Annotated in this window: 13 protein-coding genes and 1 riboswitch; of the genes, 1 reads left to right on the top strand and 12 read right to left on the bottom strand. The window is 37.5% G+C overall.

Going from position 1 to position 17,423, the window contains the following annotated elements; translation table 11 throughout:
* Positions 1-9: 9 nt before the first annotated feature.
* From A6A10_RS03895 to pnp, 3 genes are all read right to left on the bottom strand, one after another.
* Positions 10-1,824, bottom strand: a complete 1,815-nt coding sequence (locus A6A10_RS03895; RefSeq protein WP_121121785.1) for a DEAD/DEAH box helicase — start codon at positions 1,822-1,824, stop codon at positions 10-12.
* Positions 1,825-2,013: 189 nt separating this feature from the next.
* A complete protein-coding gene (gene nlpI, locus A6A10_RS03890) occupies positions 2,014-2,934 on the bottom strand; it encodes a lipoprotein NlpI (RefSeq protein ID WP_121121787.1) in 921 nt (306 codons plus the stop codon).
* A 51-nt stretch (positions 2,935-2,985) separates the two neighbouring features.
* Entirely contained in the window at positions 2,986-5,121 is a 2,136-nt protein-coding gene (pnp, locus tag A6A10_RS03885; RefSeq protein ID WP_121121789.1) for a polyribonucleotide nucleotidyltransferase, read from the bottom strand.
* 350 nt (positions 5,122-5,471) lie between these two features.
* Here pnp and A6A10_RS03880 point away from each other — a divergent pair, with 350 nt between their 5' ends.
* Positions 5,472-7,136 (top strand): ABC transporter substrate-binding protein, encoded by a 1,665-nt coding sequence (locus tag A6A10_RS03880; RefSeq protein ID WP_121121791.1) that lies wholly within the window; start codon positions 5,472-5,474, stop codon positions 7,134-7,136.
* Positions 7,137-7,196: 60 nt separating this feature from the next.
* Here the strand turns inward: A6A10_RS03880 and tsaB are convergent, their stop codons facing one another.
* The 9 genes from tsaB to ribD all read right to left on the bottom strand — a co-directional run bounded on the left by tsaB (position 7,197) and on the right by ribD (position 17,076).
* Positions 7,197-7,898: a tRNA (adenosine(37)-N6)-threonylcarbamoyltransferase complex dimerization subunit type 1 TsaB gene (gene tsaB / locus A6A10_RS03875; protein ID WP_121121793.1), complete on the bottom strand. Its 702-nt coding sequence runs from the start codon at positions 7,896-7,898 to the stop codon at positions 7,197-7,199.
* Between the two features lie 4 nt (positions 7,899-7,902).
* Positions 7,903-8,970, bottom strand: a complete 1,068-nt coding sequence (aroG, locus tag A6A10_RS03870) for a 3-deoxy-7-phosphoheptulonate synthase AroG (protein WP_121121795.1) — start codon at positions 8,968-8,970, stop codon at positions 7,903-7,905.
* 60 nt (positions 8,971-9,030) lie between these two features.
* Positions 9,031-9,870: a KPN_02809 family neutral zinc metallopeptidase gene (ypfJ, locus tag A6A10_RS03865; protein WP_121121797.1), complete on the bottom strand. Its 840-nt coding sequence runs from the start codon at positions 9,868-9,870 to the stop codon at positions 9,031-9,033.
* 73 nt (positions 9,871-9,943) lie between these two features.
* The gene (locus tag A6A10_RS03860; RefSeq protein WP_121121799.1) at positions 9,944-12,637 is read right to left on the bottom strand and encodes a DNA translocase FtsK; all 2,694 of its coding nucleotides are present in this window, start codon (positions 12,635-12,637) and stop codon (positions 9,944-9,946) included.
* A gap of 9 nt (positions 12,638-12,646) precedes the next feature.
* Entirely contained in the window at positions 12,647-13,129 is a 483-nt protein-coding gene (gene lrp, locus A6A10_RS03855) for a leucine-responsive transcriptional regulator Lrp (protein WP_121121801.1), read from the bottom strand.
* Between the two features lie 322 nt (positions 13,130-13,451).
* Positions 13,452-13,913: a 6,7-dimethyl-8-ribityllumazine synthase gene (ribH, locus tag A6A10_RS03850; RefSeq protein WP_121121803.1), complete on the bottom strand. Its 462-nt coding sequence runs from the start codon at positions 13,911-13,913 to the stop codon at positions 13,452-13,454.
* 111 nt (positions 13,914-14,024) lie between these two features.
* Positions 14,025-15,224: a bifunctional 3,4-dihydroxy-2-butanone-4-phosphate synthase/GTP cyclohydrolase II gene (locus A6A10_RS03845; RefSeq protein ID WP_121121805.1), complete on the bottom strand. Its 1,200-nt coding sequence runs from the start codon at positions 15,222-15,224 to the stop codon at positions 14,025-14,027.
* 63 nt (positions 15,225-15,287) lie between these two features.
* Positions 15,288-15,935, bottom strand: a complete 648-nt coding sequence (locus A6A10_RS03840; RefSeq protein ID WP_121121808.1) for a riboflavin synthase — start codon at positions 15,933-15,935, stop codon at positions 15,288-15,290.
* Positions 15,936-15,990: 55 nt separating this feature from the next.
* Entirely contained in the window at positions 15,991-17,076 is a 1,086-nt protein-coding gene (ribD, locus tag A6A10_RS03835; protein WP_121121810.1) for a bifunctional diaminohydroxyphosphoribosylaminopyrimidine deaminase/5-amino-6-(5-phosphoribosylamino)uracil reductase RibD, read from the bottom strand.
* A 184-nt stretch (positions 17,077-17,260) separates the two neighbouring features.
* A riboswitch (FMN riboswitch) is annotated at positions 17,261-17,407 on the bottom strand.
* Positions 17,408-17,423: the final 16 nt, after the last annotated feature.

Below are 17,423 nucleotides of genomic sequence, written 5' to 3'. Positions count from 1 at the left end.
TCAATCTAATTAATCGCGTTTAGTTCGCTTATCATTGAAACGTTTTTCCTTAAACCCACCAGATGATTTACGATCTTTACCACCTCTATCATCTCGGCGATCACTTCGTCCTCTTCCTCGACCTTTATCTTGGAATGAGCCTTTATTTCCACCACCGGTTGCTTCACCGAGTAAAGACATTTGCATCGGTTTGCTCAATACTCGAGCTTTACTTGCAAAATGCTGAATTAAGTGGCTTGGCATACCTTGTGGAAGTTCGATCGTTGAATAACTATCGTGTAATTTGATATGTCCAATATAACGGCTACTAATATCACCTTCGTTAGCAATTGCCCCAACAATGTGACGAACTTCAACACCATCTTCACGACCCAATTCAATACGATATAGATTCATTGCAACACCATTGCTTTCACGGTGTTCACGTCCACCACGGCGTTCAGCAGAACGTGGATTTTCACGTCCATTGCGAGAATTACGCTCAGCACGTACTGGACGAGGTTTAGGATCGGGAGGAAGAATCAATTTTTGTTTTTCTTGCAATAACATCATCATTGCAGCCGCTAATTCTTCATGATCTTGATCACCGGTGAATAAATCTTCTAATAATTCACGATAAATAGGTAAATCATGATGTTCAAGTTGCACAGAAATTTTTGCTTTGAATTTCTCACGGCGTTTTTCCATCAACATTTCATGGTTAGGAACAGAAACTTCATCTATTGGTTTTTTCATTAAATGTTCAATGTTCTTAAGCAATCTACGTTCGCGAGGTTCAACAAAGAGTAATGCACGACCAGAACGACCCGCACGACCTGTACGACCAATACGGTGAACATAGCTTTCTGAATCAAGAGGGATATCGTAGTTTACAACAAGACTAATACGTTCAACATCAAGTCCACGTGCAGCAACATCCGTTGCAACAAGAATATCTAAGCGACCTGATCTTAAACGATCTAACGTTTGTTCACGTGCTTGTTGAGTCATATCTCCATTTAATGCTGCCGCATTGTAGCCATTACGTTCTAATAACTCGGTAATATCTGTTGTACCTGTTTTTGTGCGAGTAAAGATGATCGCTGCATCAAATTCTTCAACTTCTAAGAAACGTAATAATGCGTCATTTTTACGGAATCCATTCACAAGCCAGTAGCTTTGTGTAATATCTGGTGCAGAACGTGGCGAAGCCTTAATTTTAACTTCTTGTGGATCCTTCATAAAACGACGAGTAATGCGACGAATTGGCTCTGGCATCGTTGCAGAGAACAATGCAGTTTGATGATTTTCTGGTAATTCTGCCATGACTGTTTCAACATCATCAATAAAGCCCATACGGAGCATTTCATCGGCTTCATCAAGCACGATAGTATGTAATGCAGAGAGGTCTAATGTTCCACGGCGAATGTGATCTAAAATACGTCCTGGTGTACCCACAACAACTTGAGATCCTTGTTTTAATGCACGAATTTGAATATCGTAGCGTTGTCCACCATAAATAGTGACAACACGGATACCTTTCATATTTTTTGTAAATTGTTCGCAAGCATCAGCAACTTGAATTGCTAATTCACGCGTTGGTGCCATGACTAGCATTTGCGGATAACGCTTTTCTGAGTCAATTTGTGCTAGAACAGGTAAAGAGAATGCCGCAGTTTTACCACTCCCCGTTTGTGCCATTCCTAATACATCTCGGCCAGCAAGAAGATGAGGAATACAGGCTTCTTGAATAGGAGATGGGTTTACAAATCCCATTTCATTTACAGCATCAAGAATAGATTGTGGTAAGCCTAAATCGGCAAAAGTAATTGTGTTAGTTGTCATAAAATTCCAAAATTGTGGATAGTAGGCACATCTTAAGCTCCGCAAAAGAAAACTAGCCTACGGATAAAAATACATTGTTGAGTATTTAGGTAAAGCAAAATATTTGATACAAAATCAAAGGATATAACTTATTTAAAAAGTACAAGCGGTAAGTTGAGTAAAAAGTTTTACCATTACCACTATATCGTCCTAATTCCCAACAATAACAGGGTTGGTTAGAGATTCTCTCAATTGAGATAACTCAAATAAAGCAAAACGATACTCAACAAAGTTATAAACTTGATTTGCAATAGCGAGGCGGAAGAGGGTTTTTGCCCCTTCAACTTGATGTATTTTGAGTGTTTGTTTTGCAAGATAAAAATAGGTTTCTGTTAAAATTTCAGCATATTGAGCTGTATTAGGTTTTGCCTGTGCATTCATCTTTAATCGAAGCTGTTCTAACGTAAGATCGCCAAGGAAATATGAAACTATCGTAGTTCCCCAAAAATCCTCAGATAAATTTTTAGCACGTTCAATTAAATTAGATTTCGCCTCTAATGGCATAAATTCTAACTCATTAAAATAGAGCCACAATGTTCGATACGGATCACTTTTATCAGCTTGATAAAAATAAAGTAAATCTCTCTGTGCTTCTGAATAACGACCACTGTAATAAAACGCTAATCCACGATTTAAACGGGTGTAATCATACTCTGGATCGAGTTCCAACACTGCATTAAATGCATCAATAGAGCTATCATAATCACCTTCGAGTAATAAATACAAACCAAGATAATTATAAGCAGCAGCCATAGTTGGATTTAATTCTATCGCACGAGAAAAGTCATAACGAGCCAAAGACCAAAGTCCTAAGCTATCGTAAATAACCCCTCTCTCAAACATTAACTCAGCACGTTCCAGTGTAGTTAATTGAGCTTCATCTAAAACCTCATTAAGTCGAACAATCATTGCTTCTTGTTCAAACCTTAATTGAGGATCTAATTCTGATAACAATAATTTATTCGGATTAATAATCGTTGAGAGACTATTTGTACAAGCACTCAATGTAAAAATCGCAATTATATGAAACAGAAAAAAATGAAACTTAAACAACTTCAAACGTTGTGGCATCAATAAAACCTTAAACAGAAATTCCTCTTCTATAATGAAGAGGAATAAATATTATTCGCTGACTTCTTCAACTGCTGGTTCTTCTGAAGCTTGTTCAGTTGTACCAACATCTTTCATGGTTAAACGAATACGACCTTGGCGATCAATTTCAACAACCTTAACCTGAACTTCCTGACCAACAGAAAGATAATCAGATACACGCTCTACACGAGCATCGGTAATTTGTGAAATATGAACAAGACCTTCTTTACCACCAAGAATAGAAACAAATGCACCAAAGTCAACTACACGAGTTACTTTCCCTTTATAAATTGCATTCACTTCTACTTCTGCAACGATTTCTTCAATACGTTCCATAACACGTTTTGCTGCTGCATTATCTGTTGCAGCAATTTTAACTGTACCATCATCATCAATATCAATTGAAGTGCCTGTTTCTTCAGTTAAAGAACGAATTGTTGCACCGCCTTTGCCGATAACATCTTTAATCTTCTTAGAATCAATCTTCATCGTATGGATACGAGGTGCAAAATCAGAAATATCATCACGCGGTGCAGGAATAGCTTGTTCCATTACACCTAAAATATGGATACGAGCGCCTTTTGCTTGTCTTAGTGCGATACGCATAATTTCTGGAGTAATCCCTTCAATTTTAATATCCATTTGTAAAGCAGTGATACCTTCACGAGTACCAGCTACTTTAAAGTCCATATCGCCAAGGTGGTCTTCATCACCAAGGATATCAGAAAGCACAACAAATTTATCGTCTTCTTTCACTAAGCCCATCGCAATACCTGCAACAGCAGCTTTAATTGGAACACCTGCATCCATTAATGCTAATGATGCACCACAAACAGAAGCCATTGAAGAAGAACCATTTGATTCAGTGATCTCAGATACAACACGTACAACATATGGGAATTCTTCCGCGGTAGGCATTACTGCAAGCACACCACGTTTTGCTAAACGACCATGACCGATTTCACGACGTTTTGGTGAACCAATCATACCCGTTTCACCAACAGAATATGGAGGGAAGTTGTAGTGGAATAAGAAACGATCTGCTTTTTCGCCTGTGATTTCATCAATAATTTGTGCATCACGTTCTGTACCAAGCGTTGCAACCGCTAATGCTTGAGTTTCACCACGAGTGAAAATTGCTGAACCATGAGTACGTGGTAATACGCCTGTACAAATATCTAATGCACGAACAGTATCAACTGTACGACCATCAATTCTTGGTTCACCCGCAATGATACGGCTACGTACGATTTGGCTTTCTAATTCAGTAATAATATCAATAATTTTACCTTCAGTAACGCTTTCATCTTCGCTTGATTCTGCGAGGATTTGTGCAATAACATCTGCTTTGATCGCATCGATTTGTTCATAACGAGTTTGTTTTTCAACAATACGGTATGCTTCGCCAACACGTGTTTCAGCTAAAGCTTTTACTTTTTCAATTAATGCTGTATTTGGCTCAGGTGCTTTCCAATCCCAACGTGGTTTTCCAGCTTCTTTTACAAATTCTTTGATATTTTCAATTACAACTTGTTGTTGTTCGTGACCAAATACTACCGCAGACAACATTTGCTCTTCTGATAAGATATCTGCTTCAGATTCAACCATTAATACTGCTTTGTCTGTTCCCGCAACAACTAAGTCTAAACGACTCATTTTTTGCTCTGAAATTGTAGGGTTTAATACGAACTGATCATTGATAAAACCAACACGAGCTGCACCGATAGGGCCATTGAATGGTACACCAGAAAGTGAAAGTGCTGCAGAAGCACCAATCATGGCAACAAGATCAGGACTGATTTGTGGGTTTACAGACACCACTGTCGCTACAACTTGAATTTCATTAAAGAAACCTTCTGGGAATAATGGACGTACTGGACGGTCAATCAAACGAGCGATTAATGTTTCACCTTCAGACGGACGACCTTCACGTTTGAAGAAACCACCAGGGATACGACCTGCTGCATAAGTACGTTCTTGATAATTTACTGTTAATGGGAAAAAATCTTGCCCTTCTTTTACATCTTTTTTAGCAACGACAGTAACAAATACTGTTGTATCATCCATGCTTGCCATCACGGCAGCTGTTGCTTGGCGAGCCATTGCACCCGTCTCTAAGGTGACGGTATGTTGTCCGTATTTAAATTGTTTGACAATCGGAGTCATTTCTAAATTTCCTTCTAAATTTTTAGTCTATTATTATTTTATTTCCTAAAAATTGCGACTAGCAAAAATCATCTCATACTTTCAAGATAACTTTTGATAGCCGCCTCTTAAACACTGGGAAATAAAACCCGTCTATTATACAGATTTTTTAAATAAAAATCGCCTACTATTTATGTATTTACTCTAAATTTATACCACCAGTGGTGTCAATATGTTAACTTTCTCACAAAATGAGTAAAATATATCCATAAGTCGCATAAATTCATCTAAAATCAAATTATATTAATTAAAGTTTATTTATACTAACTCAACAACTACCTATTTCATTACCTATTTACAAGGAGATTTTAATGCAAATACCTAATAATACCTTATGGTCAAAAAGCAAAAAATTTGTAAATTTATCCGCGCTAAGTAGTGCAATTTTATTAAGTTTGGTTCCTAATGCATTTTCAGCAAAGGTGCCTGATGGTGTCGTTTTAGCAGATCAACAAGTTGTTAATATTCAAACAACCGCTGAATTAGCAACATTAGATCCCCAAAAGATGGAGGGAACAAATGAAAGCTTATTAGCTCGACAACTGTTTGAAGGGCTTGTTAACACGGATGAAAATGACAAAATTATTCCAGGTGTTGCTGAACGTTGGGAATATTCTGATGATAATAAAACACTGACTTTTTATTTAAGAAAAGATGCGAAATGGTCAAATGGTGATCCCGTCACTGCCAATGATTTTGTGTTTGCTTGGCAACGTCTTGTGGATCCAAATACCGCTGCTCCATATGCTACTTATCTTGAATTTATGAAAATGGAAAATGTAGCAGATATCGTAGCTGGTAGAAAATCACCTGACACATTAGGTGTAAAAGCTTTAGATGACTATACACTTCAACTGACACTAACTGCTCCAGTATCTTATGCTGCAGAGCTTGTTCAACACTCTTCTTTATATCCAGTAAATAAAAAAGTCGTAGAACAATATGGCGATAATTGGACTCGTCCAGAAAATTTTGTAGGTAATGGAGCCTATAAAATTGCTGAACGTGTACTCAATGAAAAAGTTGTCTTAGAAAGAAATCCAAACTATTGGAATGACAAAGAAACTGTTATCAACAATGCAACATTTTATATTTTAACTGAAAGTGCTGGCATTTCTCGTTACCGCTCTGGTGAACTTGATTTAGCTTATATTCCATCTACTCTGTATAAAGACAAAAACTTCCGTCAGGAATATGGCGATCAAATTTTTACTTCACGTAAATTAGGCACTTTTACTTATGAAATGAACCTAGCAAAACCACCATTTGATGATATTCGTGTACGTAAAGCACTTGATTTAGCACTCGATCGTGAGATTATCACTGATAAAGTACTCGGTTTTGGACAAATGCCAACATATCGCTTTACACCACCTTATATCGGCGCAGGTGAAAAAATCCAACAGCCAGAATATGCGAATTGGACTCAAAAACAACGTAATGCAGAGGCGATAAAGTTACTAGAGGAAGCTGGATATAGTAAATCTAATCCACTTAAAACAGATTTACTCTATAACACAAATGAAGGTTTAAAAGATATTGCTGTAGCAGCAACATCAATTTGGAAAAAGAATTTAGCCAATATGGTGAATATTTCTTTAAGAAACATGGAATGGAAAACTTTCTTAGATACCAAAAATCAAAAAAATTACACATTAGCATTCAATGCTTGGATTGCTGACTATAATGATGCGAGTACCTTCTTAACTTATTACCTATCCAATAGTGAACAAAATAAAATTGGCTTTAAGAGTGAGAAATTCGATAAGTTGATGCAAGACTCTTACTATGTAAAAACAGAAGATGAGCGTGCTGATCTTTATGCTCAAGCAGAGGAAGAATTAGGTAACAACCATCCATTTGTAGCTATCTACCACTATGCTGGATTGTTGATTAAAAATCCAAAACTTAAAGGCTATGAAGGTAAAAGTCCTCAAGGTGTTTACTTTATTCGTGACCTCTATATGGAGAAATAATTAAAACGCAAAACTATACAAAAGGGCAAGTCTCACACTTGCCCTTTTTACACGTCAACATTACTGCTTATGAGGTAATTTTTTCCAAGTGACTTCATTTCTTAAATAAATGGGTTCAATTTCTAATGCAGATTTGACCAGTCCTTTTTCTAATGCCTTCTCCGCTAAACTAAGCATAAATTGTGCCGAAGGTAAGGTAATATCACTGATGACAAGCGGTAAGTTTGCTGCCGAAAATTGCGAATAAGCAGCCCAACCAGTACCAACCACCACCGCATTGCGATCTAATTGTATTTGACTCATTGCCTTCTCTGGCGAACAAACTTGCTCTGCGATCACTTCTCTCCACTCACCTTCAGAATTTCGGCTAAATTGAGCAAAATAAACTTCGTTCATTCTTGCATCAATTAATGCTATTACCTCTGTCTTATTCAATCGTTGATAAGCCTCTTCCGCCATTGCTAATAAATTAGAAACTGGAATAACAAGTAATTCCGCTCCCAAAGCAAGTCCTTGAACAACTCCCACGCCAACACGAACGCCAGTAAAACTTCCTGGTCCTCGTCCGAAAGCTAATGCATCGACGTCTTTCAATGAAATACCCGCTTGTTGCAATAATTCATCGACCATTGGCAGAATACGTTGCGTGTGTGTTCTTGGGCTTAATTCATTCAATACTGTTTGATGATCATTATGACAGAGTGCGACTGAACAAGCCTCTGTTGCAGTATCTATAGCTAAAATTGTTTTCATTTTTATCATCTAATCATTTGAATTTACGACGTTGCTCTACTGCATCAGCCAATTTAAATAGGACTTCTTCACTATCTTCCCAACTAATACAAGCATCTGTGATACTTTGCCCATACGTTAAAGCTTTATCTTCAACGAGATCTTGCCGCCCCTCTACTAAGTGGCTTTCAATCATCACACCAGAAATAGAAAAAGAACCTGATGCAATCTGTTCACAAACTGAATCATTCACAACTAACTGGCGTTTATACTGCTTTTGGCTATTGGCATGGCTATAATCCACCATCACATGGGGACGTCTGCCTGATTTTTCTATTGCCAAACATGCATTCTTAACAGAATCTGCATCATAATTAGGTCCACTCTCTCCACCGCGTAAAATTACGTGGCAATCTAAATTACCCTTAGTGGATACAATCGCTGAATGCCCAAATTTTGTAACTGATAAAAAATGATGAGGAGATTCTGCTGCACCAATCGCATCGATTGCGGTTTTTACACTACCATTCGTTGCATTTTTAAATCCAACTGGGCAAGATAAACCGGACGCAAGTTCCCTATGTACCTGTGATTCTGTCGTTCTTGCACCAATTGCCCCCCAACTCATGAAGTCAGCAACATATTGTGGTGTAATCATATCTAAAAATTCACCGGCAGCAGGAACTGCGAGATCATTAATATCAGACAACACTTTACGAGCAATCCTTAATCCATCATTTAGCGAAAACGTTTCATTCAAATATGGGTCGTTAATCAAACCTTTCCAGCCGACTGTAGTTCTTGGCTTTTCAAAATAGACTCGCATAACCACTTCTAAATTTTGGCTAATTTTAGGATTATTACGCATCATCTTAATTCTTTTGGCATATTCAATTGCAGCTTTAGGATCATGGATTGAACATGGACCTATAATAACTAATAATCTGTCATCTTCACCATGTAAAATTTTTTGTATAGCTTTACGAGTTTTAGAAACTGTTTCTGCAGCAATCCCACTTGCAGGAAAAAGCTCTAATAATGCAACTGGAGGTAATAACTCCTCAATATTATTGATTCTTATATCATCATTTTTATATATCATGTACATTCCTTAAAAATTTTTTTCTTTCCTTAAATACTGTTAAATAGACAAATTATTTATTTAAATTTGGCAAACATTAGGATCACCGGCTTGTAAACCTTTTCGAAACCATTGTAATCGTTGTTTTGATGTGCCATGAGTAAAACTATCGGGAATAACTCTGCCCTTACTTTGTTGTTGCAAGCGATCATCACCTACGGCTTCTGCAGCTAAAAATGCTTCTTCAACATCTCCTGCATCAAGTTTTCCTTCTTTTTGAATTTCATGTCCCCAAACACCTGCGAAGCAATCGGCTTGTAACTCAACACTAACAGAAATTTTATTTGCATCAACCTTATTTCTTGCAGAACGTTGTGCAGATTGCGTTTTTTGTGTAATACCTAATTGTTGCTGTACATGATGTCCCACTTCATGAGCAATAACATAGGCAAAAGCAAAATCCCCAGATGCCTTCAATTGATATTTCATATCCTCATAAAAAGAAAGATCTAAATATATCTTTTGATCCACTGGACAATAAAAAGGCCCCATTACTGATTGTCCAACTCCACATGCAGTTTGAGTCAAACCTTGATAAAGCACTAGTGTAGGTTCATGGTAAATCATACCATTTCCTTGAAAAAAGCGTCCCCAAATTCGTTCGGTTGTATAAAGTACTTTACGAGCTAATGTATCTAGAGATTGTTCTTCTTCTGAATACCTCTGATTTATTGATTGACTTTGGTAATTTGATTGACTACCAACCCCAACGATACCAGATAAGTCCACCCCATAATAAGCACCAATCAATAAAACAATAAAGCCTACAACACTGATTTTTCCCTTACCAGCTCTCCCACTATATCGCTGCCCTCGTCTGTCTTCAACATTTTGGCTTTTTTTATCATTATCTAATCGCATATTTATCTCTATTTTCTAAAATACTCTATTAGTCTTGTTTTACACATTATGCAATCAAACAGACCGCTTGTTATTATCTTGCTAAGATCTCTCGTTTTCCCTTGCTATCTGGCTCAGATAAAATACCTTGAGCTGTTAATTGATCTACAATTCTTGCTGCACGATTGAACCCTACCGAAAAACGTCTTTGAATATTACTGATTGATGTAATTTCTGTATCAATCACATACTGAACCACTTCATCAAATAACGGATCTAAATCACTTGTTACTCCTTCGCTGGCAGTACTATTTTCATCATTTGACTCAACAATACTTTCAATATACTGCGGTTTGCCTCTAGCACGCCAATCATCAGCAACTCGTTGTACATCAGCATCTGTCATAAATGCGCCATGCACTCGTAAAATTTCTGGGCTTCCTGCTGCTGAATAGAGCATATCACCTCTGCCCAATAAAGACTCTGCACCGCCTTTATCTAAAATCGTACGTGAATCAATTTGGCTTGCTACAGTAAAGGCAATTCGGCTAGGAATATTCGCTTTAATTACCCCTGTAATGACATCTGTTGATGGGCGTTGTGTGGCTAAAATAAGATGAATACCTACCGCTCTCGCCTTTTGAGCAATCCGCATAATATGATCTTCAACTTGTTTGCCTGCGGCCATCATGAGATCTGCAAACTCATCCACAACCAACACAATATAGCTGAGTTTTTCTAGTGGAGGAGGTAATTCATCCATAGTATCACCCGGTTTCCACAATGGATTAGGAATAGGTAGGTTCATTTCATCTGCTTGACGAATTTTATCGTTATAACCTTCAATATTTCTCACACTGAGACGACTCACAAGCACATAACGTCGCTCCATTTCTTCTACAGCCCAACGTAATGCATTTTCTGCCTTTTTCATATCCGTTACAACTGGTGTCAGTAAATGCGGAATATCTTCATAGACTGAGAGTTCTACCACTTTGGGATCAATCATAATAAAGCGAACTTGATCTGGCGAGAGTTTAAATAATAAACTTAAAATCATGGTATTAATCCCCACTGATTTTCCACCACCAGTTTGACCTGCAACCAGCAAATGAGGCATTTTTGCCATATCAACAACAACTGATTTTCCACTAATATCCTTACCTAATGCCATCGGTAAAATCGCTTTACTACGAGAAAATTCTTCACTAGCTAACACATCTTTTAACCATACGGTATTTCTATGACGATTCGGTGTTTCAATCCCCATATATGGCTTGCCTGGCACAACTTCAGTAATTCGGATGGCATCAAAAATCAATGCTCTAGCAAGATCATTACCTAAGTTCATAATTTTTGATGCTTTTACTCCTGGAGCAGGCTGAATTTCATAACGTGTTACAACAGGTCCAATAAGCACATCTTCTACCGTAGCCTTCACACCAAAGTTCGCCAATTCTTGTGTAAGTCTACTAGAGGTATCCAATATTTCTCTCTCCGTTATAGTCGGAATATCACTCGGTTGAGTAGTTAATAAATCAATAGTTGGCAATGGTGTAGTTGGTTTCGCTAGATGTTTCTTTTTTTCCAATAATGGATGAATTAAGCTCTTACCATATCCCTTAGGATATGTCGTTTTTTTTACTACATTTTGAGTCTCACCTACCTCCATCTCTCCTTCTTCCAGAATAGGTTCAACAAGTTCAGAAGGAGCATGTGGAGGCATCATTTTCTGCATAAATGAAGGTGACTTATTTGAAAAAGTTTTAGACTCTACATTGTCAATATCCGTAGTCTTTTGCTTTACATCAGTATCACTATTATTATCAATCTCCGAATCGGGTTCCAATCTTACTCTAGGAATAGAAGCCTTCTGAGGGACATATGGCTCTCCCACATCGTAATGATTATACTCTTTTACTTCAACTGATGAAGACTGCTGTCGTATATTATTTGATTCGGTGATGCTGACTCTCGGCAATGAAACCTCGGATTTAGGCTTATCAAATACGATTTGATTCTCATCTTGCTCATACTCAACAGTTTTTTCTCTCTCAACCACTAGACCAGTAATCTTAGGACGAGCAAAAGTGGATACGTCTGTAAATTTCGATTCATCCTGAATAGGTTCTTGAGCTTGTTCCTCTTGAGCATATACAGTCTCGGAAGTATTTGTATTGACGTGTTCTTCTTCATTTTTATAAAAAGAAGATTTCTCTCTTTCTTGACTACCTTGCATAATCCAGTCATAAAGCTGAATAGCAAGATCAATTAATACTTTACCTGAACAAAAATAAAAGCCAATGGCAGTAAAAATAGCTGAAAAGAGCAATACTCCAAACAAGCCTAACACATTGTCAAATAAATGCGTAAGCATTCCTCCGACAAACCCACCAGAAAGGTAGTAAGCAGTATCAGAAAAAAGTACGCTAGACAGTCCAGATAAGCCTAGAAGTAAAAGGAAAAAACTAACACTCCATAAAAAAACGTCTCTACATGATACCGATTCGCTTTCACGAGTCACTAATAAATAAATAGGTACAAATGTCAATCCTAAAGGTACTAAAAAAGCAATCTTTCCAAACATAGAAAAAAGAATATCAATCTCCCATGCACCTAATGTCCCCGCTTTATTTAATGTTTGATCAGTAAGGCTACTTGCAACTGACCAACTATTATCCAAAGGACTATAACTCGCCCATGCCACGATCAAATAGATACCAAAAGCGATAACTAATAGTAAGAAAAATTTAATTAAATTTTCTCTACCCTTTAAACGTTTAATCACACTCTTCCCTTATTTTAACTGCAAATAGTTAGTCTGTTTAACTTCTTCCATTACAACATAAGTCCTTGTGTCATTTACACCAGGTAAACGCAATAGCGTTGTACCAAGTAATTGACGATAAGCAGCCATATCTGCTACTCGTGTTTTTAACAGATAATCAAAATCACCTGATACTAAATGACACTCTTGAATTTCATCTAATTGCTGAACAGCCTCATTAAATTTTTCAAAGACATCAGGTTTACCTCTAACAAGGGTAATTTCAACAATCACTAATAAAGGTGCAGATAACAATTCAGGATTGAGTAATGCTCTATATCCCATTATTACATTTTGTTTTTCTAAACGTTTAACACGTTCTAAACACGGAGTCGGTGATAACCCCACTCGTTTTGATAATTCAATATTAGAAATCTTTCCATTTCGCTGTAACTCATTAAGAATTTTAAAATCAATAGCATCAAGTGCTTTAGATAGTTTTTTATGTTCCATTTGCATACCTTTTTAGCGGATTGTTCTAATTCCTTATTCTACAACCTAATATTTATTAGGTCTAAAATTATTTGCAAAAAAAAAGTAAAATCCCACCGCTTGTAATACCAAAAATCTGTTAAATTGCAATAACGTTGCAAAATATAGGGGAATTTAGTCCATCACTTGCAATAATATATCGTTCTACTAAGAAAGGAATAATAAAAATAACACAATGAACAATCATTCAATAAAAAAGGCTGACTCCATATGATATGGGATTCAGCCTCTGAAGAAAAACTAAGAACTGTCGCTTATTTGATAAGCGCCAAAAGAAATCTAATTAAAGTGCTTTCAATACATTAACCATTTCAATTGCACCTAACGCACATTCCGCACCTTTATTACCTGCTTTTGTGCCAGCACGTTCAATCGCTTGCTCAATACTTTCGGTTGTTAATACACCAAACATTACTGGAACACCCGTTTGGAGAGAAACTGCCCCAATACCTTTTGCAGCTTCGTTACATACATAATCATAATGCGTTGTTGAGCCTCGAATCACTGTACCTAAACAAATCACCGCATCATATTTTTTGCTTTCAGCCATTTTCTTAGCCACAAGAGGAATCTCAAATGCACCAGGAACCCAAGCTGTATCAATATCATCTTCTGATGCACCGTGACGCACTAATGCATCAATTGCACCACTTAATAATTTATCGTTAATAAAATCGTTAAAACGTGCTGTAACGATACCAAATTTTAATCCTGTTGCGACTAAGTTACCTGAGATTTTTGCCATTTTTTACTCCATTGAATAATTGATTAATACTTTTGTTAAACTACGACTAAAAATTGATTAATAGATGAAATTCTCTATTGTTCAATACCTAAATTTACTGCTTAACCAAAACTACAGGTTAAGCATATGCCCCATTTTGATCTGTTTTACTTTCAAATAATTAATGTCGTTTTTATTCGGCTCGACAATAATAGGCTCACGAGCGACGATATTCATCCCTTGTTGTTTTAAGCTATCGATTTTTGCTGGGTTATTTGTGAGTAAGCGAATGGATTTTACCCCGAGTGTTTGGAACATCTGTGCCCCAATGTAATATTCTCTTTCGTCTTCTTTAAAACCTAAAGCGACATTGGCTTCCACAGTATCTAAGCCTTTATCTTGTAATTCATAAGCACGTAACTTATTAATTAATCCAATGCCACGACCTTCTTGACGTAAGTAAAGCACCATTCCTCTGCCTTCTTGTTCAATTTGTGTCATTGCTGCCGCAAATTGTTGGCCACAGTCACAACGTTGTGAACCGAAAGCGTCGCCCGTTAAACATTCAGAATGGATACGAGCTAACACGTTTTCGCCATCACCAATATCGCCTTTAACTAATGCAACGTGTTCTTTACCCGAAATCACTTCAACGAAACTATGTGCCATAAATTCGCCATATTTCGTTGGCATTCTTACCACTGACACTGGTTTCACTAAGCTATCGTACTTACGACGATATTCTTGTAACTGTGCAATGGTGATAAAAGGCATATTATGCTTCATTGCAAACTCTTGTAATTTCGGCATAGTCATCATCGTGCCGTCCTCAGCCATAATTTCACAGCATAGGCCTGCTGGTTTTAAACCCGCTAAACGAGCTAAATCGACGGTTGCTTCCGTATGTCCATTACGCACCAATACGCCACCGTCTTTTGCCACAAGTGGGAACATATGTCCAGGGCGACGAAAATCGCTCGGCTTTGCATTGTCATCAACCATCTTTAATGCAGTATGTGAACGCTCAAATGCAGAAATACCTGTTCCTGTATCAATGTGATCAATCGCAACAGTGAATGCTGTTTCGTGATTATCTGTATTTTTTGATACCATGGGATGAAGTTCTAATTTATCCGCCAAATCCTGTGAAATTGGAATACAAATTAAGCCTTTCCCATAAGTTGCCATAAAGTTAATATTTTCTGGTGTAGCAAATTCCGCTGCACAAATAAAATCACCTTCATTCTCACGATCTTCATCATCAGACACTAAAATAATTTTGCCTTCTGCAATCGCTTTTAACGCTTCTTCTACTGTTGAAAATTGAAACATATCTCTTTCCTTTTAATCAAATACGCAACTAATTCCGTTTGCGTTATAAACATTTTATAAATATTAAAACCCAACTTTTTCTAAGAATGCTTGAGTAATTTCCGTTTTAGGCTCTTCTGGTGCCTTTTTCATTAAGAACTGCTCAATGTATTTGCCGACAATATCATTTTCTAAATTCACGACACTGCCCACTTTTTTAGATCCTAAATTTGTTTCTTGAATTGTGTGGGGAATAATAGAAACTCGGAAACTTTCCTCATCAGTATCCACCACCGTTAAACTAATACCATCAATGGTAATCGACCCTTTTTCAATGATATAACGCATTAATTTTGCTGTCGTTTTAATACGATACCAGACAGAATGATTAGCAGGTGTAATCTCAACCACTTGCCCTGTTCCATCGATATGCCCCGAAACAATGTGTCCGCCAAAACGGCCATTGGCTGCCATTGCTCGCTCTAAATTTACAGGGCTATCAATTTGTAAATCGCCTAATGAAGTACGCTTAAGCGTTTCTGACATCACGTCTGCGGTAAATTGATTCGCATTGAAAGAAGTTACCGTTAAACAAACACCATTTACTGCAATGCTATCGCCCAAATGTGCATCTTCTAACACTTTTGAGGCTTTAATAGTAATCACAGCAAATTCGCCTGATTTTTTAATCTGAGCAATTTTACCCACTTCCTCAATAATACCTGTGAACATAAATCTTTCCCTCACATTCCTTTCTAATAAAGAAACAATTTATAAAATCAATAAGTTATAAAACTTCATAATCTAATAAAATATCTTCACCAATTAATTCGGTAGATTTCAATGTTAATCTTACCGCTTGTGAAATATCGCCAATCCCTTCACCGCCAATCGGTGTTTTCGCTGTTTTACCGCCAAATAGTTTCGGGGCGATATAACAATGCACACGATTAACAATACCACTCTCTAATGCACTAAAATTCAGTTGAGAGCCACCTTCAATCAATAAACTATCAATTTGCATTGCACCCAATCTTTGCAAAAGATCGTGTAAATCTACCCGCTTGTGTTGCTCATTACATTGCAACACCTGCACACCAAAGGCTTGAAATTGCTCAATTTTTTGCATATTGTTAGACACTGTCGCAATCACCGTTGGAAATTGTTGTGCGGTTTGCACTAACTGACTATCAAGCGGTGTTCTTAGCTGAGAATCACACACAATACGCACGGGCTGTTTTGCATTCGGCATTCGGCTATTCAGGAATGGATTGTCCGCTAATACCGTTTCAACCCCAACCATAATGGCACTGTATTGATGACGTGTTCTCTGTACATTTTGACGTGCTTGCTCACCCGTAATCCATTTAGATTCACCTGTAACCGTTGCAATTTTTCCATCTGCTGTCATTGCATATTTGAGTAACACGTAAGGGCGTCTGGTTTGGATATAATGAAAAAAGATCGGATTAAGCTGATCGCACTCTTCTCGCATAAAATCTTCTATTACCTCAATACCCGCTTGGCGTAATTGGTGCGCTCCTTTACCTGAAACTAAAGGATTAGGATCACGTGAGCCAATAAAGACTTTTTTTATGCCTCGTTCAATCAATAAATCAGAGCAAGGTGGTGTACGCCCATGGTGACAACAAGGCTCAAGGGTGACATAAGCCGTTGCCCCCGTAAGATCTTCCTCACAACGTAAAATCGCATTGCGTTCCGCGTGCCATTCACCTACTCGTTCGTGATAGCCTTCCGCAATAATCTTGCCATTTTTTACGATCACACAACCCACTAGAGGATTTGGATTAGTCCAACCTCTAGCTTGTTCTGCTAGTTCAATGGCGCGTGCCATATAATCAAAATCTGTCATAGGTCTCAAAAAATTAAGCGGGCAGGCAAAAAAATGCCATAAATGGAATGGTCATAAACAGCCGAATCTACACCCAATGAGAGTGTAAATTGATTTATGAAAAAAGCCTTGAAATCGTAAGATCTCAAGGCTTTTGCAAAAAGATGAACGGAAACCACCGCTTGTACGCGGTGATCTCACTTTCTATTCTCTTCTTCCATCCAGACTATACTGTCGGTACTGGAATCTCACCAGTTCCTGCTCAATCGTACTCTTACTGCTCTTACAAAGTACCATTTCGCTCGCGGACTTTACCGCCGATCGGGAATTTCACCCTGCCCTGAAGATTAAATTAATATTAAAAAATT

The sequence above is a fragment of the Otariodibacter oris genome (assembly GCF_009684715.1).
GTDB lineage: Bacteria > Pseudomonadota > Gammaproteobacteria > Enterobacterales > Pasteurellaceae > Otariodibacter > Otariodibacter oris.
The sequence above is the reverse complement of the archived record's forward strand: the minus strand, read 5'-3'. Positions and strand labels throughout refer to the sequence as shown.